Annotated in this window: 16 protein-coding genes and 5 pseudogenes; 12 read left to right on the forward strand and 9 right to left on the reverse strand. The window is 65.9% G+C overall.

From position 1 onward, the window contains the following. The first annotated feature begins 59 nt into the window (after nucleotides 1-59). From QM841_RS09105 to QM841_RS09125, 5 genes and pseudogenes are all read left to right on the forward strand, one after another. Nucleotides 60-983 (forward strand): tyrosine-protein phosphatase, encoded by a 924-nt coding sequence (locus QM841_RS09105; RefSeq protein ID WP_283331734.1) that lies wholly within the window; start codon nucleotides 60-62, stop codon nucleotides 981-983. A 79-nt stretch (nucleotides 984-1,062) separates the two neighbouring features. Continuing rightward, a pseudogene (locus QM841_RS09110) lies at nucleotides 1,063-1,185 on the forward strand (NADH:flavin oxidoreductase); the annotation flags it as partial. A 60-nt stretch (nucleotides 1,186-1,245) separates the two neighbouring features. Further along, a pseudogene (locus QM841_RS09115) lies at nucleotides 1,246-1,500 on the forward strand (SDR family oxidoreductase); the annotation flags it as partial. Nucleotides 1,501-1,667: 167 nt separating this feature from the next. Continuing rightward, entirely contained in the window at nucleotides 1,668-2,006 is a 339-nt protein-coding gene (locus QM841_RS09120) for a hypothetical protein (RefSeq protein ID WP_283331736.1), read from the forward strand. 915 nt (nucleotides 2,007-2,921) lie between these two features. After that, a complete protein-coding gene (locus QM841_RS09125) occupies nucleotides 2,922-3,347 on the forward strand; it encodes a YciI family protein (RefSeq protein WP_283331964.1) in 426 nt (141 codons plus the stop codon). 236 nt (nucleotides 3,348-3,583) lie between these two features. On the opposite strand, the gene QM841_RS09130 is transcribed toward QM841_RS09125, so the two are convergent. Both QM841_RS09130 and dapD read right to left on the reverse strand, forming a co-directional pair. Next, nucleotides 3,584-3,802, reverse strand: a complete 219-nt coding sequence (locus QM841_RS09130) for a hypothetical protein (protein WP_280782306.1) — start codon at nucleotides 3,800-3,802, stop codon at nucleotides 3,584-3,586. Nucleotides 3,803-3,863: 61 nt separating this feature from the next. After that, the gene (gene dapD, locus QM841_RS09135) at nucleotides 3,864-4,817 is read right to left on the reverse strand and encodes a 2,3,4,5-tetrahydropyridine-2,6-dicarboxylate N-succinyltransferase (protein ID WP_283331737.1); all 954 of its coding nucleotides are present in this window, start codon (nucleotides 4,815-4,817) and stop codon (nucleotides 3,864-3,866) included. Nucleotides 4,818-5,467: 650 nt separating this feature from the next. Between dapD and QM841_RS09140 the strand changes: the two genes are divergently transcribed. Next, complete coding sequence (locus QM841_RS09140; protein ID WP_283331738.1) at nucleotides 5,468-6,565, forward strand: hypothetical protein; 1,098 nt, start codon at nucleotides 5,468-5,470, stop codon at nucleotides 6,563-6,565. A 157-nt stretch (nucleotides 6,566-6,722) separates the two neighbouring features. Here the strand turns inward: QM841_RS09140 and QM841_RS09145 are convergent. From QM841_RS09145 to QM841_RS09155, 3 genes and pseudogenes are all read right to left on the reverse strand, one after another. Further along, nucleotides 6,723-6,986 (reverse strand): annotated as a pseudogene (locus QM841_RS09145) (ANTAR domain-containing protein); the annotation flags it as partial. 264 nt (nucleotides 6,987-7,250) lie between these two features. Further along, the gene (locus QM841_RS09150; RefSeq protein ID WP_283331740.1) at nucleotides 7,251-7,760 is read right to left on the reverse strand and encodes a hypothetical protein; all 510 of its coding nucleotides are present in this window, start codon (nucleotides 7,758-7,760) and stop codon (nucleotides 7,251-7,253) included. Continuing rightward, nucleotides 7,757-8,329 carry a hypothetical protein gene (locus QM841_RS09155; RefSeq protein ID WP_283331741.1) on the reverse strand — a complete coding sequence of 191 codons (573 nt, stop codon included), beginning with the start codon at nucleotides 8,327-8,329 and terminating at the stop codon, nucleotides 7,757-7,759. The genes QM841_RS09150 and QM841_RS09155 overlap by 4 nt, the downstream gene beginning before the upstream one ends. A gap of 296 nt (nucleotides 8,330-8,625) precedes the next feature. Here QM841_RS09155 and QM841_RS09160 point away from each other — a divergent pair, with 296 nt between their 5' ends. The 3 genes from QM841_RS09160 to QM841_RS09170 all read left to right on the forward strand — a co-directional run bounded on the left by QM841_RS09160 (nucleotide 8,626) and on the right by QM841_RS09170 (nucleotide 12,031). Then, a complete protein-coding gene (locus QM841_RS09160) occupies nucleotides 8,626-9,465 on the forward strand; it encodes an alpha/beta fold hydrolase (RefSeq protein WP_283331743.1) in 840 nt (279 codons plus the stop codon). Nucleotides 9,466-9,635: 170 nt separating this feature from the next. Next, entirely contained in the window at nucleotides 9,636-10,865 is a 1,230-nt protein-coding gene (locus QM841_RS09165) for a L,D-transpeptidase (protein ID WP_283331744.1), read from the forward strand. 710 nt (nucleotides 10,866-11,575) lie between these two features. Beyond that, nucleotides 11,576-12,031 carry a Clp protease N-terminal domain-containing protein gene (locus QM841_RS09170; RefSeq protein ID WP_280783717.1) on the forward strand — a complete coding sequence of 152 codons (456 nt, stop codon included), beginning with the start codon at nucleotides 11,576-11,578 and terminating at the stop codon, nucleotides 12,029-12,031. Nucleotides 12,032-12,114: 83 nt separating this feature from the next. On the opposite strand, the pseudogene QM841_RS09175 reads toward QM841_RS09170, so the two are convergent. The 3 genes and pseudogenes from QM841_RS09175 to QM841_RS09185 form a co-directional block, all read right to left on the reverse strand. Next, nucleotides 12,115-12,293: pseudogene (locus tag QM841_RS09175) on the reverse strand (YegP family protein). 220 nt (nucleotides 12,294-12,513) lie between these two features. Continuing rightward, nucleotides 12,514-12,909, reverse strand: coding sequence for an SRPBCC family protein (locus QM841_RS09180; protein WP_283331745.1), 396 nt, complete (start codon nucleotides 12,907-12,909; stop codon nucleotides 12,514-12,516). Between the two features lie 495 nt (nucleotides 12,910-13,404). Beyond that, the gene (locus QM841_RS09185) at nucleotides 13,405-13,917 is read right to left on the reverse strand and encodes an FAS1-like dehydratase domain-containing protein (protein ID WP_283331746.1); all 513 of its coding nucleotides are present in this window, start codon (nucleotides 13,915-13,917) and stop codon (nucleotides 13,405-13,407) included. A gap of 216 nt (nucleotides 13,918-14,133) precedes the next feature. Between QM841_RS09185 and QM841_RS09190 the strand changes: the two genes are divergently transcribed. Beyond that, nucleotides 14,134-15,198, forward strand: a complete 1,065-nt coding sequence (locus QM841_RS09190) for an NAD-dependent epimerase/dehydratase family protein (protein ID WP_283331748.1) — start codon at nucleotides 14,134-14,136, stop codon at nucleotides 15,196-15,198. A gap of 1,033 nt (nucleotides 15,199-16,231) precedes the next feature. On the opposite strand, the gene QM841_RS09195 is transcribed toward QM841_RS09190, so the two are convergent. Beyond that, on the reverse strand, nucleotides 16,232-16,357 hold the full coding sequence (locus QM841_RS09195; RefSeq protein ID WP_283331750.1) for a hypothetical protein: 126 nt from the start codon (nucleotides 16,355-16,357) through the stop codon (nucleotides 16,232-16,234). A gap of 1,026 nt (nucleotides 16,358-17,383) precedes the next feature. On the opposite strand from QM841_RS09195, the pseudogene QM841_RS09200 reads away from it, so the two are divergent. Beyond that, nucleotides 17,384-18,060: pseudogene (locus QM841_RS09200) on the forward strand (ANTAR domain-containing protein). A 224-nt stretch (nucleotides 18,061-18,284) separates the two neighbouring features. After that, a partial coding sequence (locus QM841_RS09205) for a hypothetical protein (protein WP_283331751.1) occupies nucleotides 18,285-18,708 on the forward strand: 424 nt, incomplete at its 3' end.

The following is an 18,708-nucleotide window of genomic DNA, read 5'->3' on the forward strand; positions in this document are numbered from 1 at the left end:
GCGCCCACTGAAACGTTCGCCTCCCGACAGGCCTGACCCACAGATTAGGAAGGTTCTTCATGTCCAGACACCATTCCCGCATCTGCGGGATGCTTCTGCTCGCCGGCGGAGTACTGCTCGCGGAACTCGGCGGCGCCGGACTCGCCCAGGCCGAGCCCACCGCTCCTCCGGCGTCGGCCCCGCTGTTCCAGCCCGGCCCGGGCGGCAACGGCAAGACGACGCCGGGTGCGGACGCACCCCGACTGGCGAGCGTCGACAACTTCCGCGACGTGGCGGGTACCGGCGCCGGCTACCCGGCGGCACACGGCAAGACGGTCAACAGGGGGGTCTTCTACCGCTCCAACGCGATCGTGCCGAACGACGCGGACCTCGCCACCCTCGCCGGGCTCAGCCTGACCACCGCCTACGATCTGCGTGGACCCGACGAGATCACGCAGAAGCAGGACAAGCTGCCCGCCGGCGTGAACTACGTCAACATCCCGGTCATTGCGGGCAACATCGACGAATTCATCGCCAATATCCACACACCCGAGGACGCCCGCGCCGCGATGCAGGACGGGAACCGCAAGAACGTCACCGGAGCGACTGAGCGGGCCGGCTACGCCACGCTGCTCACCGGTCTCACGAACACCGGCGGGGCCCAGGTCTTCCATTGCTCCGCCGGCAAGGACCGCACCGGCTGGGTCACGTACCTGCTGCTGAGCATCGCCGGCGTGGCACCGACGACGATCATGGACGACTACCTGCTCACCAACGAGTACACCAAGGACTCGATGATCAAGACCCTCGCCTACATCAAGCAGAGCCAGGGCGAGGCAGCCGCCGCGAAATGGGAGCCGCTGCTCGGCGTCGACAAGAGCTACCTGCAGGCCGGCATCGACCAGCTGGCCGCCGACTACGGCACCGTCGACAAGTACCTCGCAGACGGGCTCGGCCTGAGCCCGGACACCATCAACAAGCTGCGGGTCAAGCTGACCCACTGATCCGGCCACGACCGAACCCGCTTCGTCTGGGTGGCCGCCATGCCTCAACCGATACGGCTCGGGTGCAACTGATCGGCAAGCGATGGCCAGGGCACTGCTGCACGAACCGGACCTGGTCAACCGGATATCGCGCGACGCGCAGACACCATCACTGTGCATCCACTGCGACAAATGCATGCCCACGATCGTCACCGGGCGATGAAACCCGGCGGATCAATCGCCAAGATTTCCTCCATGAACGGGATCGCCGGCGGCGCCGGAGTATCCGCCCTACAGCGCCGGAAAATTCGCCATCCGCGGCATCACACGAAGCGCTGCAATGGAACTCGCCACGGCACAGATCGCGGGCAACTCCGTCCATCCCGGCGCCGTATCCACACCCAAGATCGGCAGCACCTCAACAGACGACCCCGCCGGCGACAACAAGCTGGTCGCGACAATGCCCCTCCCCCGCTACGGCCAACCCGAGGAAGTCACCAACCTCATGCTCCTCCTCGCCAGCGACGAATCCAGCTAAGGCAGACCACAACACCCAGGCGTGCGGGTAGCATCCACCCACGCTATTGATCCGAACAGGGTAGGCCCGCCAGGGAAGTACACCTCATCGCGTGGAGACTGCCTCGGCTATGCCTTCAGCCTCAGCTATCGCCATGCACCGGCGCGACACCGACCGGGAGATCCACCATGCGGCTGTTCATCAACGCACACCATTCGGTCCCCACCGCGTGGATCGCCTGGACCGGCGATCCCGCCGGCCTCGAAGCCATCATCGATCGAGGGGCGAGTTGCCGAATTCGTCGTGTGGGACGGCTCTCGACCTTGGCCCGGTGGCGACGTGGAGATCTGTGGGTTGACCTGCACCGCCTCGAGGCAGAGTTATCGACGACGCCGGATGCTCCGGACGACTGGGAAGCGAACTTCGTCGACATGATCGAACAGGCGGAATCAGACGGGCATCTCGACACCGAAAAGATGCTCCTGCGTATCCGGTACAAATTTCACGACGTTCCCGAAGCACGATAAACGACGACGTGCGCAAACACGGAAACCATTTGCGCACCAATGCGATACCGAAAGTCGGTACATACGGCCATTATTTAAAACGGGTTGGTATCGGGGCAAAACCAGCACCCCGCGACGCCCGCCCCACCACCCACACCGGATAACAACCCGGGGACATGCCATCACACCAGGTCACAACACCATTACGCCCCCACACCGCACAACGGCCCGCAGGACACCGCGTCGACCTGTCGATCACACCGCCGCTCCGCCGAACGATTCCAAAACGGAAGAGGCCCACCATGACCGAGATGCAACTGCGGGGTACGGCTACTCACGAACCGCCGGAACTTCACAGCCTCCACTCACGATCTGGACCGCTTTGCGCACCCGCAGGATTCGCTACATGCTACGGACCACATCCTCGCTCCCCCCTAATACAAGGCTTTCGACACTGGTCTCCGGTCCGACCCGTAGTCACTCCTCTCGTGTCCTGCTGGACGCACCCCAAATCGGATACAACCGGGGACGTTTGCAGGCAATCGGATTCGTCGCCTGCACACCCGCCGACCACACGTTGCACTTCGTCCGCGCAACCCCGGCGACGCCCAGAGGGGCGGTCTCAGGTCCCCGGCGGGCACCCAGGGGCGAGCCGGTCCGGTTCGTCGAAAACCAGGTCCCGATTTCGGCCCACCGTCGTCAGAAGGGCGTTCAGCGCCTCCACGTCGGGGCGCACCCTCTTCGAGCAACTCGCCGACACCCTGCCCCACATCCGACGACTGAGCTGAGCGGCTCTCACCTTCCCCGCGATGGATCGTGACCCCGACAGAGAAGATGGTCAGGAAATGTCGCCGTAGGATGTCGAGAACCCGCGCGTCGCTTCGTCCCCGGAGTGAATACGGCCAGAATGGGCCGCACCGCACCAAGGAGAACATGATGGCCAAGTACCTGCTGCTCAAGCACTACCGTGGCGCGCCGGCATCGGTCAACGACGTGCCCATGGACCAGTGGACACCGGAGGAAATCTCCGCCCACGTGCAGTACATGAACGACTTCGCCGCTCGGCTCGAGAGCACCGGCGAGTTCGTCGACAGTCAGGCACTCTCCCCGGAGGGCACGTTCGTCCGCTACGACGGCGAGGGGCGACCACCGGTGACCGACGGCCCGTTCGCGGAGACCAAGGACCTGATCGCCGGCTGGATGGTGATCGACGTCGAGACCCACGAGCGGGCACTCGAACTGGCCGGCGAACTGTCCGCAGCCCCAGGTGCGGACGGGAAACCGATCCACGAATGGCTCGAGATGCGTCCATTCCTGGCAGCCCCTCCGACCGTCACGGAGTGCGGTTTTCACCACGGGTGATGACATGATGTCCCCCGATCCGCTGATCGCAGTGCCGCGGGCAGCCCGAACAAGGCCGACTGTCTAGTTCGTGGGCAAGAGTGGGCCAGAGTCGGCGACACTGCGGATGCACAGGATGAGCCGGAGGGCGTTCACCCCTTCTCGGGGTTGGTGCCTCCCTCCGGCTTTCTCTTGCGAGGCGCTCGCCGGCCATCCGTTTCTTCAGCTCCCGGCGGGCGCGTTGTTTCGGCGTCTCCTCAGGGTTCGGGTTGCTCGTCGACGGGCGGGAAGTGCACGCGCCCCAGCTTGACGTCCGGGTGCACGACCAGCTCGGGCCGCCCGTTGTCGTCGGTGAACAGTCCGATCTTGAACCTCTTCAGCTTCGGTATGACCCGCAGCTGGACGATCCGCCGGCCGATGCTCCCGTCCGGGCGACGGTAACGCCCCTCACCGGCCGAGATCACCTCGAACCGCATCCCCCGCGGCAGCAGGTGTGCGGTGTCGGCGCAAGGGACGCGGTGCCAGCGATCGCCGAGATCAGTCGTTTGCGTGCAGAGCGGCGTTCAATTCCACGCCGGTGCCCTTCCACGGCACGACCTCGACGGCTCCCGACACGGAGTTGCGACGGAACAGCAGGTTGGACTGGCCGTTGAGTTCCTTGGCCTTCACGACGGTGCCGTCCGGCCCGGTGACCTTGGTGCCCGCGGTCACGTACAGGCCGGCCTCGAGGACGCAGTCGTCGCCGAGCGAGATGCCGAGACCGGCGTTCGCGCCGAGCAGGCAGCGCTTGCCGACGGAGATGGTCTCCTTGCCGCCACCGGACAGGGTGCCCATGATCGAGGCGCCGCCGCCCACGTCGGATCCGTCATCGACGATCACGCCCGCGGAGATACGGCCTTCGACCATGGAGTTGCCGAGCGTGCCGGCGTTGAAGTTGACGAAGCCCTCGTGCATCACGGTGGTGCCGCTGGCCAGGTGGGCGCCGAGGCGCACGCGGTCGGCGTCGGCGATGCGGACGCCGGACGGGACGACGTAGTCGACCATGCGCGGGAACTTGTCGACACCGAACACGGTGACCACACCGCGGATGCGCAGACGCGACCGCACCTTCTCGAAGCCCTCGACCGCGCAGGGGCCGAAGTTGGTCCACACCACGTTAGACAGCAAACCGAACAGACCGTCGAGGTTGACGCCGTGCGGGGTCACGAGGCGATGCGAGAGGAGGTGAAGGCGCAGGTAGGCGTCGTGTGCGTCGGCCGGCGGCGCGGACAGGTCGGCGATGGTGGTGCGCACCACGACCTGGTCGACCTCACGCGCCTCGTCGGGTCCGGCGAGGAGTGCCAGATCGGAGGGGATGTCGCCACCCTCGATCCGCACGGTGCCCGCGCTGTCGAAGTTTCCCAGCTCGGGCGCCGGGAACCAGGTGTCGAGGACCGTGCCGCCGACGGTCACGTTGGCGATGCCTACTGCTGATGCTCCCTGTGTGCTCACGGAACAAGAAACTACGCGTGCCGGCGCCGCAACGCGTAGCAGTGCCGGTCCACGATCGACAGGCCAACTCGCCCGACCGCCTCGTGCAATTCGCCGACCACCCCCGGTCAGGGCCTCGCCCGGGTCGGCGGGTTTGCCAACCAGGTGGCAGAACTCGCCGCGCTGCGGTGCCCACTGCTCACCGGTGAGCAACGACGGACCCTCACTGCGACAGATGTCGGACACGGATCAAGATCAACGGCAATCAGACAACCTCGATACCGAAGCGGGCACTACCGCAGCTCCCACCATCGATCGTCAACAGCCCGTCATTCGACATGGGCGTGTCTCACAACGATGGCGGTGTAGGTTCCGCGGATCGGTGTCACTTCGCGGATCTCCGACCTGCACGTTCTCACCGTAGTGTCGGTGCGTGATTCTCACGAACTTGTCGAAATCCTCAGCCCGGTCGCTATCCCGTATGGCGATCGATGACAGGTCAGTGATGGCCCGTTTGCCCCTGATGGATCGATCGGCGGGGGTGCACCGACCGCACCAGATCCCGTGGGTTGCGGTCGTGTCGGCGGTGCATCCTCGATCGCTGTTGGGGGTGATCGACTCGCACCCACTGACTGGGGTTTGGGGGCAGACCGAGCGGGTACGCGAAGGCGGTGAAGGCGAACGAGCATTTGCAGGAAGGGCGCTCCGGTGCCGCGGGTGAGCAGGCCTCGGTGCTGTTCATCGCGGATCCGGGCAAACCTGCGGCTGTTGCCGAACGCATTGCGGAGTACCTGCCGGAACGCCTGCGCAGCTCTGACCGGGTCGGGCGCCGGTGGACGACGTGCGTACGCCGCAAACCGTACCTGCCCGACGAGCAAGCAGACTTCGCTGATGTCATCGACACAGTCGATCCGTCCTCCGAAGAGGAGGACATCGTCGTGTACCTCACCGATCTGCCGCGACGCGAGGACACCCTGCCCGTGGTGGCCGACGTCAGCGCCGACCACAAATTCGCGCTCATCTCCGTCGCCGGAGTGGGCGGCGTCAACATCGAGCGCCGCGTCCGCACCGTCACCGAACTCGCGATCGCCCGCATCCTCGGGGAACCGGAACTCAAGCCCCCCGGCGGGGCGCGACGGTTCCCGTCTGCGCAGATTGAGGACGGTATCCGGTACTTCGCGCCCGCGGGACTGCGGCGACTGCGACTGCTGTCGGGGATGGTGCGAGCGAACCGGCCGTGGCGACTGGTCACCGGACTGTCGAAGGTGCTCGTCGGCGCCTTCGCCACGGGTGCGATCGCCCTGGCCACCAACACGATCTGGTTGTTCGCCGACACGATGGGCCCATGGCGTATGAGTGCGGCGACGGTCCTGTCGATCGTGGCGATGATTCTGTGGCTGATCCTCGATCACGAACTGTGGGAGCGGCCGAAGTCGCCGGAGGAGCGTGATCGTTCGGTGCTGTACAACACCGCGACCGTGGTCACCCTGGTCATCGGCGTCGTTGTGCTGCACGTGGCGCTGTTCTGCCTGCTGCTGTTCACCGCGTGTCTCACTCTTCCCCCGGAACTGTTGTCCCGCATTCTCGGGCACGGGGTGAACTTCTTCGATTACCTGACGCTCACCTGGTTGCTGGCGTCCATCGCGACCATCGGTGGGGCGCTCGGGTCGGGTCTCGAGGACGACGCCGCCGTCAAGGAGGCGGCGTACGGGGTCCGGCAGCGGCAACGTCTCGAGGAGACGCGACAACCGTCGAACGAGGCGGGATGATCGTGGTCGGCGAAGCGTGCGCGACGCAGCCCTGGTGATTCATCGGGGATGTCCCTAGATGCACGGGTGCCAGATTGCGTCCTCGACCGGTGGGCCGCCCGGTCCAGGTTTGTTTTTCTCGGCGCCCCGCGGGACTGTCACTTACTCGGTCAATTCCTCAGCCCTGTTGCCGGGTTCGCTGGTGGGCGGTGAGCAGAAGGTGGTCGAACCGGGTCCGTAGGTCCGGAGCGGGTTCGCACTCGGCGAATCCGGCGACGAGTTGTTCGGCGATCGTGCGGAGTCGGGTGTTGGTCTGCTGGGAGCACCGGTTGAGAACGTCGAAGGCGCGGTCGGCGGGAATCCCGTAGACCAGCACCAGTGAGCCCTTGGCCTGTTCGGTTACCGCCGGTGACTCGGCAAGTTCGGCGACCACCGCGTCGACTTCGGGTACACGACGTTCGTCCGCCGATCTGCCGCCTTCGCCTTGCCCGGTCTCGCCGAATGGCATTTCACCGGTGATGCAGACCTTCAGCTGGTACACGATCCGTACGGTGCCGGCCGCTCGACGGTGGCCCTCGAGCATCGATCGCGTCCTTGCCGACGGAGTACACGTGGACCACAGTTGAGCACCAAATGCGCTGCTGGAAAGCTATTCCGGAAGTGTCGATAACGGAGATTGTGTCAATTAAGGCGTTCTCTTTGCTCCTCAGAGCGCGAGTAGTCGCTGGAAGAATTCGCGGTAGCGCTTGAGTGCGATACGAAGATCCTCCGTGGAGCCCTCTTCGCCTCGAGCCCACTGCTCCTCGAGCCGCGAACGCGCCTCCGAGAAGCCGGTCGTGAGCCGGTCGACGACGTCCGACACGAGACCATCCGCCTTTTGAACGCACTCTCTGGGATCATCGACGAAGCCCGCCTGAACCTCGTCCCAACGCGAGCGGAGGACCGATAGCTCGTCCTCAGCGAAAAGCGATTGTCGGGACGATGATTCGGTTGCCGTGGTCGATGAGTGGGTCCCCTCAGCCGACGGGGCAGTCCCCGCAGTGGAGGAGCCGGTTGTCCCGGTTGAGGACACAGTCTCGCCCGAACCGGCGGTCTCGGTCGATGAGCCGGTTGTCCCGGTTGAGGTCACGGTCTCGCCCGAACCGGCGGTCTCGGTCGACGATTCGACCCCCCTGGTCGAGCCGATGCCCTCGGGTTGCTGATCCTGGGTGGTCATGCGCGCGCCTCCTTTGGCTTGTCTTTGTTCTCATCCGTCTCGAGCAATTTCTCGAAGAGTGCCCGGTAGTGCACAAAAGCCTCGCGCTGTTCCTCGGTGCCGACGCCGCCCTGCTCCTGCGCTAGGTAGATGCCGTGCGCAGTTCGGTAGTTTTCGACGACCTTCGGATGGTCGACCGAAATGTCGGCCGCCCGCTGATCGAAGTCGTCGATCGGGTAGCCGCGCTCGCGCATGACCTGGATCACGAGCCGGTCCGCAGCGCCCACCGCGCTCGACGGATTGTCGACGAACTCGATCTGCACCGTCCGCCACGAGTCGGCGTACTTCGCTTGCGCCTCGGGCGTCAACGGCACGATATCGAGCTTCTCCCGCTTTCGTTCGCGCGCGGCGAGCTCGTCTTCCGCGGCGTCTAGGTTGCCAACCTCTCCCACAGTTCGCTCGTATTCGGGACCAAACCGTCCCCTCAGCCGGTCCGTCCGCTGACGACTGCTGACCGAGCGGGCGACGATGACCGCCAGTATGGCGATCACGACGATGGCCGCGATCAGGATCCATCCCCAAACAGGCATTTTCTTCAGACCTCCTCGTCCTTAAGACGGAATACCCGACCGGCTCGTTCGGAAACGGCGATTGCGCTGTGCACCCCGCCGGTCGGCGAGAATCGGTGCGGCGACCCCGGCAAGAGAACGCGACGGCTCCCGCTCCCGTCAAGGCGGGACGCACACCCGCCACAGCGCCGCGGGCGGTGATCGAGTCAGCTCGATAGCCGGCCGCGACGTAGAGCTCGTCGCCTGCTTGGGGTCGCGGATAAGTCTGTGTTGCAACGTCGTTGACACATCATGCTGATTTCGTCCACAGTGGTCCCATGAGCGAAGTCACGGACACGGGTGTGGTCAGGACCGCAGTCCAGGTCGACGGTGAAGCGGCCAGCTACCTGACCGTCGAGCAAGACGGTCCGGTGGTGTTGCTGCTGCACGGAACGTACTGGAGTCGGGTCTGGTTTCCGGTGCTGGGCCGCCTCGCCAAGGCGGGGCTACGGCCCATTGCGGTCGATCTCCCCGGACTGGGGCATTCGGCAGGCGAGCTCACCCTGGAAACGGCCACGGTCCCGGCCCTCGCGGATTGGGTGGTGCGATTCGCCTCGGCGCTGAAAATTTCCGGGCCGACCGCCGTGGCAGGTCATGACATCGGCGGCGCCATCGCTCAGCATCTCCTTGTTCACGATCGTCTGAAGGTGTCCCGGCTGGCGTTGGTCAACTCAGTCACATACGACTCCTGGCCAGCGCCCCATGTGGCCCGATTCCGGGGCCCAGGGGTGGCCGCGGGGACCACCGCTGACGACGTTCTCACCGCCCGCCGACAAGCGGTGACGGCGGCACTGGGCGGTGCCGCCACCGAGCGGCGAATCGCGGACTATCTGGATCCGTGGACGACTTCGCGGGTGCGCCGATCCTGGATCGCTCTCGCGGGTGCGGCCAACAGCCGCTTCACCCTCGATCTCCTTCCCGCGCTGCGACGATCCACGACACCGAAGCTGCTGATCTGGGGTGAGGACGACCCCTTCGAGACGGTGGAGTACGCCGAGCGGTTCGTCTCGGAGATCCCGCACACCGTGCTCATCCGCATCCCAGATGCGGGGCACATCCCCACGGAAAACGCACCCCACCAGATCGCCTGCGCGCTCATCGACTTCTTCACGGCCTAGCTGGCGAACTCCGTCAGCGGCATCAGGCCGCTAGCGGAGAAGCTCGACCGCCAGCACGCGACCTTGCAGAACGAGCCCGTCGCGGACACAGGCCCCGGAAATGCCGTGGTGACCTCCGTCGCATAGCGACTGCACGCGCGCGGACCCTTCGGCACGGGAGAATCACTGTCATGCACGCCCGCCGCCGTCGCCGTCTCGGTCACCTCGCCGCTGTCCTCGCAGTCCTGCTGCTCGCTCTCGTGGCCGCCGCCTGCGCACCCTCCACCAACCAACCCGCGGGACCGGCCACGCCGCCGCCGGGACCGGAGATCACCGTGTCCCCGGCCGACGGCGCCCCCGCGGTCAACCCCACGGACCCGGTAGCGGTGAGCACCACCGGTGGCACCCTCGAGACGGTCACCATGACCAACGACGAGGGCCGGCTGGTCGAGGGCATCTTCACCCCCGATCGCCTGTCCTGGAAACCGGGCGTGCCCCTCGGCTATGGCCGCACCTACACCCTCGCGGTCATCGCGGTCGGCGACCAGGGTGTCCGGAGCGAGAAGACCAGCACGTTCTCCACGGTCACCCCCGGGAACCAGACCAAACCCACCTTCGTCACCAGCGGCGGGAACCTGCTCGCCGACGGCGGCACCTTCGGTATCGGCATCGTCATCGTCACCCATTTCGACGAACCGATCACCGACCGCGTCGCCGCCGAGAAGGCCCTGCACGTGGAGACCACACCCCCGGTCACCGGCTCCTGGTACTGGGCCGACGACCAGAACGTGCACTGGCGACCGGAGAACTATTGGACACCCGGCACCCGGGTCACCGTCCGCGCCAACGTCTACGGCATCGCGCTCGGCGAAGGCCTCTTCGGCCAGGAGGACGCGACCACCTCGTTCACCATCGGTGACGCCCACATCTCCGTCGCCGACGACACCACCAAACAGGTCACCGTCACCGACAACGGGCAGGTAGTCCGGACGATGCCGACGTCGATGGGCCGGGGCGGCACCGAAGTCGTGGGCGGGCAGACCCTCTCGTTCTGGACTCAACCGGGCATCTACACCGTCATCGACAAGGCCAACCCGGTCATCATGGATTCGTCCACCTACGGGCTTCCGGTGAACTCCCGCCTCGGGTACAAGGAATCGATCAACTACGCCACCCGCATCAGTAACGACGGAATCTACCTCCACGAACTCGCCGATACCATCTGGGCGCAGGGCAACACCAACGTCTCGCACGGCTGCCTGAACCTGAGCCCCGACAACGCCCGCTGGCTTTACGACTTCTCCGTGCCCGGCGACATCGTCGAGGTCCGCAACACCGGTGGGGCCCCGCTCGAGCTGTGGCAGAACGGCGACTGGTCCGTGCCGTGGGAGCAATGGCAGGCCGGCAGCGCCCTGACCTGACACGGGAATCGGGACATCGTGTTCGCCGCGGAGGCGACCATTCACTCTGCAGACGCGGTGTGAATCGCGTTCGACGTACGCGCCGTCCGTGAGAATCGGATCGGCTGCTCCGCGGGATATAGCAGCGGATCTCTCGACAGATGCAGTCGCCCCCACCTGCGGTGAGACCTGGCCCCTGTTCACAGGAGCCATCGCTGTCCCGACACCCACCGAGCTACCGTTTTGCCGGACACCGGTCCGGGGTACGTGGTGACAGGGTCTTGCTCGAGGTGGTGATTACTGTGCCCGATTCCTACGCCGACGTCGTCGAACGGCTGTGCGGCGAATTCGACGGCCGGGTGCCACTGCAGAGGGTGACGCAGATCGTGCGCCAGTGCTGCCGCGAAACGAGAGGCTCGGACTCCCCGGCCGACCCGAATCCACCCGGACTCGAAGGCCTCGCCAGACAACGACTGCTCGCCGTTTCGACAGGCGAAAGGACCGACAGCGAAGGCGAAGTGTCCTGATGTCGGCCCGGGGTCGGCACACCGGGTGTCTTCACGCCTGTCAGCGCGGAGCTGCAGACGCACCGAAACCCCGCAGCCGTAACCCCCGCCCCGAATCACCCACCCCTGGACGACTCATCCTTGCAGGCTCGGCGCCCCCACACGGGATACTGGAAAGCAACGGCTCCACCCCCGCGCAGGGACTCGCCGAAGGAGAGATCAACGGTGTTCGAGAAATTCAGCGACCAAGCACGCCGCGCCGTGGTCCTCGCCTCCGACGCGGCCCGCACCCACCACCACAACCACGTCGGCACCGAACACCTCCTCACCGGTATCCTCGCCGCCGGCGACCCCACCGCTGCCACCCTCACCTCCTGGGGGATCACCAGCCCCCACATCGACAGCGCCCTCGACGAGATCCCCGCTTACCCGAACAGCGACAGCGAATGTGCCGGGCCTCCCCTCACTCCGACCCTGAGAAAGGCCCTCGAACACAGCCTGCGAGAAGCCTCGCTTCTCGGACACGACATCATCGGCACCGAACACCTCCTGCTCGCCCTCCTCGCCGACCCCACCTCCACCGGCACCCAAATCCTCACCCACCTCGCCGACATCAGCACGCACGAGATGCGCGACCGCCTCCGGCACCAACTCACCGAACACCCCCAACCCCACGAATAGATCCGCACCCCAGCGAAGTCCCTCCGCCCCTCCCGACTCCACGGGCGACCCCACCTCGTCGGTGCGACGGCGTACACCAGCGGTCAGGTCAGATCTTCGGTGGCAGCGGTTGCGGCATTGTCGTTGATCGCCGAAATGCCGTACTGCGCCGCCGCCTTCGAGGTATAGCCCTGACCGGCCGCGATGACCTCGCCGTTCGCCGCCTTCAAATGAAACCGGAACTGGCCGGCGGCGTCTTGAACAGCTCGAACCTCGCAGACATGGCGCCCCTCCTCCACGGACGTCCACTGCGATCGCGAACAACGCGCAACACCGTAAACCGCCCGATCAGCCCTCGGCAGCCGACCACATCGATTCCCGCTCGAGCTCGCGGAGGCCGACGAGTAGACCTCCCGTCTCGCGGACGCCGTCAATCCGGCGAGGTAGGGACGCGGTCCGGAACCAGAGGCCACCGAGGGCACCCCGCTGAGGTCACCCGACGCTCACCCGAATGCGCAGCGGCAGCGCTCAATCATGCACCGGGCCCGGCGCGGGAAGTCGGTATGCGTATCGCCGTCGAGCCACTCCCCGAGCACCTCGAGGGCGGTTAACCACCACCCCATCTCGTCGACACCGTCCTGCCGGCTGCCGCAGACCTGGGTGAAGACCAGCACCGACCCGGCGCGGCCATCGTCGGCGATCTCCCACCGCACCGCGGTGTCCCCGGTTCTGTACTCGAGCAACCTTGGCGGGTCGGCGCGCGGTGCCACCTGCGCCAGGCGAGGAGGACATCGCACGCTCGTCAGCGCCCGCCACACCTCCGAGCGAGCGTGATCCAGATGGCGTTCCAGGCGCAGGCGGTAACGCCCGTGCTCATCGACCGTGACAACATCGGTCACGAGAGTATTCCTCCGGCGCCCCGACCTTCGGTTCGACACTTCCAGGTTCACGCGGCCACCGTTGGCGGCGGGCAGTCGGGACCACCGCGACGGGCAGTCGACCATCCACGCACATCCGGCACTCGCGTAGCAGTCCTGACATTCGGGTACCCCACCTCCCCCAGACACAACCGCACAGGTACTGCCTACGCGGGGAAATGTCCGTGGCTCCCCGGACCCCGATAATCCGCTCGGAGCAATCCGGTGTGTCCTGCTCACCGCGGTCTACGCGGCCGTCGCCGCACTCACGCTGTCCACCGGATGCACAAGCGACAGCCCCCACGCCCGATGAGCCGTCCACCTCCACGGCCGCACCAGCGACAACCACAGCTCTGACATCCTCGTACGACGAGCGGCAGTGCACATCCTCGACGCGATCGTGCGCGACGACTTCGCCGCGGCCACCACCGATTTCGACGAGCCGATGCGGCAGACATTAACCCCGAGCTGGGCCGGCTACCTGGAACAGTTCGGCACGTACCAACGACACGAGGTTCCGCAGCAGGCGAGCTCGGCGATCTCACCGTTGTCCGGGTGCCTCTCCAACTCGAGTACAGTCGCGGCTGGCGGCTTCCCCCTGCAACGTGAGCGCGGCATGTGTGGTCGTATCGAGTCGAAGCCGTCGGTGTGGGTGCTTTGTGAATCATCACCGCGGCGACCGCCCGGGGCAGTTCCGGATCGGCCCCCGCCGGTGCGGGCGATGAGTGTGGTGCGGGTGGTGGCCACCGGTTCCTCGTGCTGGTCGGTGATCAGGTTCTTGGTGACGATGATGTCGGTGCCGCCCATCTGGCGGAACGACTCCAGGCAGACTTCGCAGTCCAGCCGGTTCCCGACCTGCACCGGCCGATGCAGAATCAGCTGCTGATCGGTGTGCATCATCTGGCTCAGGTCGTAGCCGGGCAGGACCCGCACGAACAACTCCTCGATCGCGAGCGATCCGAGAATGCTGACGAACGTGACCGGCCCCAAATCATGTCGCCGGCTCGTTGAGCCGTGCCCAGCTGCCGTTCAGGGCGAACTGTGCTGTCCCGGTATTTACCCCTCCGGGAACTGGTCTACCCATATGCCTGGGTCAAGTGCCGGCTGGAGCCACCGAAATGCGCGCGAAAGAAGCTGACCTGCTTTGCGAAACGGGCGGTATCGATGTGGCGGTTACGGTTCCTCGTGAAGGGTATTCGGGTGAGCATGAGTAGCTCGCACGGATTGAAGGTCGTCGTGATCGGTGCGACCGGCAATGTGGGAACCAGTGTCATCGATGCGCTCAGCCGCGAACCGGCGATTGCAGAGATCATCGGCGTCGCGCGACGCCCGAGCAGCTGGAACCCATCGCACACCACGTTCCTCACCGCGGACGCAGCGCACGACAACATGAACGAGGTGGTGCGCGGCGCGGATGTCACGGTCCATCTCGCGTGGTTCTTCCAGCCCACCCATCGGTCGCAGGACACGTGGAACAACAATGTCCTCGGCGCGATCCGGGTCTTCGAAGCAGCGGCGGAGGAGTCGGTCCCGGCCGTCGTCTATGCGTCCTCGGTGGCCGCGTACTCCCCCGGACCCTCGGATGAGAAGGTCGACGAAAGGTGGCCGACCCATGGCTGGCCCGGAGCCGCCTACCCCAGGGAAAAGGCGTACCTCGAGCGGTGGCTCGATACGTACGAAACCCGGCATCCGAGCATCCGTGTAGTGCGGATACGCCCCGGATTCATCTTCAAACGAGAATCCGCGACGTCGCAACGCCGATTGTTCCTCGGCCCGCTGCTCCCCCGCCGACTCGTGCATCCGGACCGGATTCCACTGGTGCCTTTCGTGGACGACTTGCGGGTGCAGGTGCTCCACACCGAGGACGCAGCCTCCGCATACGCGGCAGCGGTGGTGAACCCGGTACACGGCGCGTTCAATCTGGCCGCCGAGCCACCCGTGGACGGTGCGTTCCTCGCAAAAGCCTTCGGTGCCCGCCGTGTCCGAGTCGCCCCCTTCATCGTCCGCTCCGCCGTGGCGGTGGGCTGGCACCTCCACGTCATCCCCGCCTCGCCGGGACTGTTCGAGACGGCCCTGCACATCCCGCTGATGGACTGCTCTCGAGCTCGTGACGAGTTGAACTGGACACCTCGACATTCACCCCATGAGACGCTCCGCGAGTTCCTGCTCGGAGTTCACGACGGAGCAGGACTACCCACACCGCCCCTGAATCCGGACACCACGGCGAACCGGGTACGGGAATTCGCGACAGGTGTAGGGCAGCGCGCCTGAAACCGCCCACATAACGGGCGGATCAGGTTGGCCCCAGGACTCTCCCATCCTCCCGCGCCAGAACTCGACCGCGGTCTCTTCAACATCATGATGACATCGGACGAACGGAAGTACCTCGACGGTACGGGGGTCGGTATAAGGCTGGCGAGCACCAGAAGTTGGCACCGAAGTCCGCACGAGGGGAAGCGCTGTCGCGGACGGTGAATCGAGTTGTGGGTGGGGCGACCGGTCATTCGCGTTGGCCGCCGAACGATGTGATCGTCGCGGGTTGTCAACAGCCCGCCCCGGACTTCCTCACCTCCGATGACATTGCGGCGCCTCACACGTTGTGGATGATGCACGCATCATCCGGCTGACAGACGCTGAGTGTCAGAAGTGACCGAGATTGCCCTGACCAGTGGGTAGTACAAATTGATCATCGCACTCACCTTCCGTGAAAGGGCCGACCAGGCGGGAGGCTGCTGATCCCCGTCGGATTTCGGGTACCCGTCCCGCCGGGGAATACACGGGACTACCCGGGTCCCAATGAGGTTGGGCTGCAGTGCCGCCCCACGTGGTCACGGTCGGGCGCTCTCTGTGCTCGTGACCACATCCACACGGCTCTGGAGGGGCGGGCGCGGACCTAATCTTGGTTCAAGGTGGCCGTCTGGCTGACGGCGCAGACCAGACGACGTTCGGCACCGTGAACCCGCGATCGATCACAGCGGAGCTGACCGGTGTCAACGGACACGAGGAAGCCCGGGCCGACAGACATGAGATCTCCGGATCTGTGGACATCAAAATTCCGGATGTGTGGTCGTTGAAGACCGGTGGCGGGTGTCCCGACCTTTCGTCTACAGCGCCTAGAACCCGTCCACCTGACCTGATCGTTCAGGGTGTCTGCACGCGCGGCACGCGCGCGTCGACGGGCATGCGCCTGTCGCGCCAGTAGACTCGGTCACCGGTTTGGCCGTCTCACGGACTACCGGATCGAATCGTCAACTCCCCCGGAAACCTATTCGCCCCACATGTCGCTGTGAACTTGGTCAGTGCGTCAAGTCGGTCGGGGATACTGCCGGAGCCTGCCGTCAGCCCGCCCCAGGGCGGTCGCCGGGATGGCGGAGTCGGGGTCGAAGAACAGGAAGCTGAGCAGGATCGCGGGGCGGGTCGCCTCACCCACCGAAGCACCGGGCCAGCAGGGTCAGTTGTGGGTTCCGCAAGCGCCGCAGTCCACGGAACGACCGGCGGAGGATCTCTTTCGGCGAGGACAGCGAGCGAGTTCGCTCGGTCCAGAGCCGGACCAGCGAATTCGACGTCGATGCGCCGGTGGGGCCCGGCCCGGGTATGCGCCTCGGCGTTGCGGGCCTCGACACGGTGCAGATCCTCGACCACCCGATCGGCGAGCATGGCCCGCAGGATCACCGCGGCGGCGTTGAACAGGTCCGGCTCACCGGTGCGGCCAACTGCTGCGAGGGCAACCCGACCGGCCACCGCCGCACCGGTGGAGAGGTGCAAGGGGGAAGCACCCAAATACAGGTCAGATCAGGTCTCGAATCCTGCGGAAGTCCCGTATCCGTATTCGGCATGTCGGCGTCGAAGGCGAAGTCGTGCCAGCGGAGCGCGTCGAGGAGGGCCCGCTCGCCGAAGCGATCGGGCTGACGCTCGGTGGCCTCACTCCATCCGGAGATTTTCTGCGAGAAGTTGCGTACCATGGGCGTCCACGCCCCGCCCGGGGCAGTGCCTCCTCCTTCTCCCCCTGTTTTCGCCTGAGCGGCGCGCATAATGGCGCCCGGTTCGGGGTATCTCACCCGCACGCTGCCCGCGGCTCGACGGCCGACCGCGAGCGGCCAGACCCTCGAGCGGTTCCCCCCTTCCGCTCTGGGGCCGCCACCGCCGCGCGCGGGCCGAGGGCGAGGCCCCGCACCTGTCGCCGGAACGCGCGCGGCCCCGGCAGGAGAATGAAACTACTTGCGAACCCAGGTCCTCTCCTGGACTGCGTTGTCGACGCTTGCAGCAACGGTTTGCCTTCGTCGTCCTCGCCCGGAGCTACGGGACATCACGGCGCGGGGGGACAGTACGCTGGCAACCGCTTGGACGGAAGAACCGTCCCAGCCCCCGTGGGTATCGACCCGCGCGCGGTGGTCGGGCCCGGTCCCGGCCGGACCGCCCGTGCAACTCCCCCGCTACCGATGCGCTACGAGTGGGCGTGGATTCAGAACAGGTGTTGGGCGGTGAGCCGCAACTGGTGGGCAGCTTCCGGTCCTCCTGGACGGGCAGCGGTGGGAATGGTCCACTGCCGTCGACCAGATGCACGGCTACTAACCCGGCGAGGTGGCGCCGACCAACCGAACTGCTGCTCTCCCACAAGCATCCCGATCACCCGCGCGTCGCCCTGGTCCTGGTCCTGGACCTGGACCTGGACCTGGACCTGGACCTGGACCCTGATGATCAACGACGCCGAACCGTTCAACAGCAAACACCGGATCATCGACACGACCGGCACGATTCACCAGGTCGTGTCGCCGGCGACCGCCTGCACGACGACACCGGTCAAGTGATCGGCGCGACGGGTTCTACATCGATATCACCGACTCCTCCCGCAGCGACGTCAAAGACTCGGTCGACGAAGCAGTCGCCGAAATCGCCCAATCACGGTCGGTGATCGAGCAAGCCAATGGTGCGCTGATGCGGATCTACGGCATCCCCGTAGACCGGGCATGCAAAGTGCTGACCTGGTGATCCCAGGAAACCAACACCCGACTCCGCACCATCGCCGAACAACTCGTCGCCGGGTTCAGCAAGTGCGACCCCGACACCGAGCTACGTGCCCGATTCGAACACCTGCTGCTCACCGCCCACCAGCGCGCCCTGCTACCGGAATAGATGACCGTCCTGCGGGGCTGGGTAGTCAACGCGCAGTACCTGAACCGAGTCACGACCGGTCGAGCACCGATCCTGTCAACCGCTTTCCCGGATCCAGCATCGAACTCACCTGGATTCGATTGTGACGCGTTCCCCAATAATAGACACCGAAAAGGCCGGTCCGACGGTCTCGCTGGAACGATGGTCACTATTCGGGAGGAACCCCAGCTGCCTCGCCGCCCCTCTTGGCAGCCGCAGTCTTCCTTGCGGGTGTCTTGGCGGCCGGCGTCTCGGACCGGGCCGGTTTGGCGACAGCAGCCTTCCGCACAGGAACCTTGGCCGCAGCCTTCCCCACGGGCGGCTTGGCGGCCGCGGCCTTCTTCGCGGCCGTCTTAGCAGCTGCCTTCCTCGCAGGAACCTTCGCCGCAGCCTTCTTCGCAGGCGCCCTGGCCGCAGCCTTCTTCGCAGGCGCCCTGGCCGCAGCCTTCTTCGCGGGCGCCGTCTCGGACCGGGCCGGTTTGGCGACAGCAGCCTTCTTCGCGGGTACCTTGGCCGCAGCCTTCTTCACGGGCGCCCTGGACGCAGCCTTCTTCGCAGGCGCCCTGGCCGCAGCCTTCTTCGCGGGCGCCGTCTCGGACCGGGCCGGTTTGGCGGCAGCAGCCTTCTTCG

The sequence above is a fragment of the Rhodococcus sp. IEGM 1307 genome (assembly GCF_030056915.1).
Taxonomy (GTDB): domain Bacteria; phylum Actinomycetota; class Actinomycetes; order Mycobacteriales; family Mycobacteriaceae; genus Rhodococcus_F; species Rhodococcus_F opacus_D.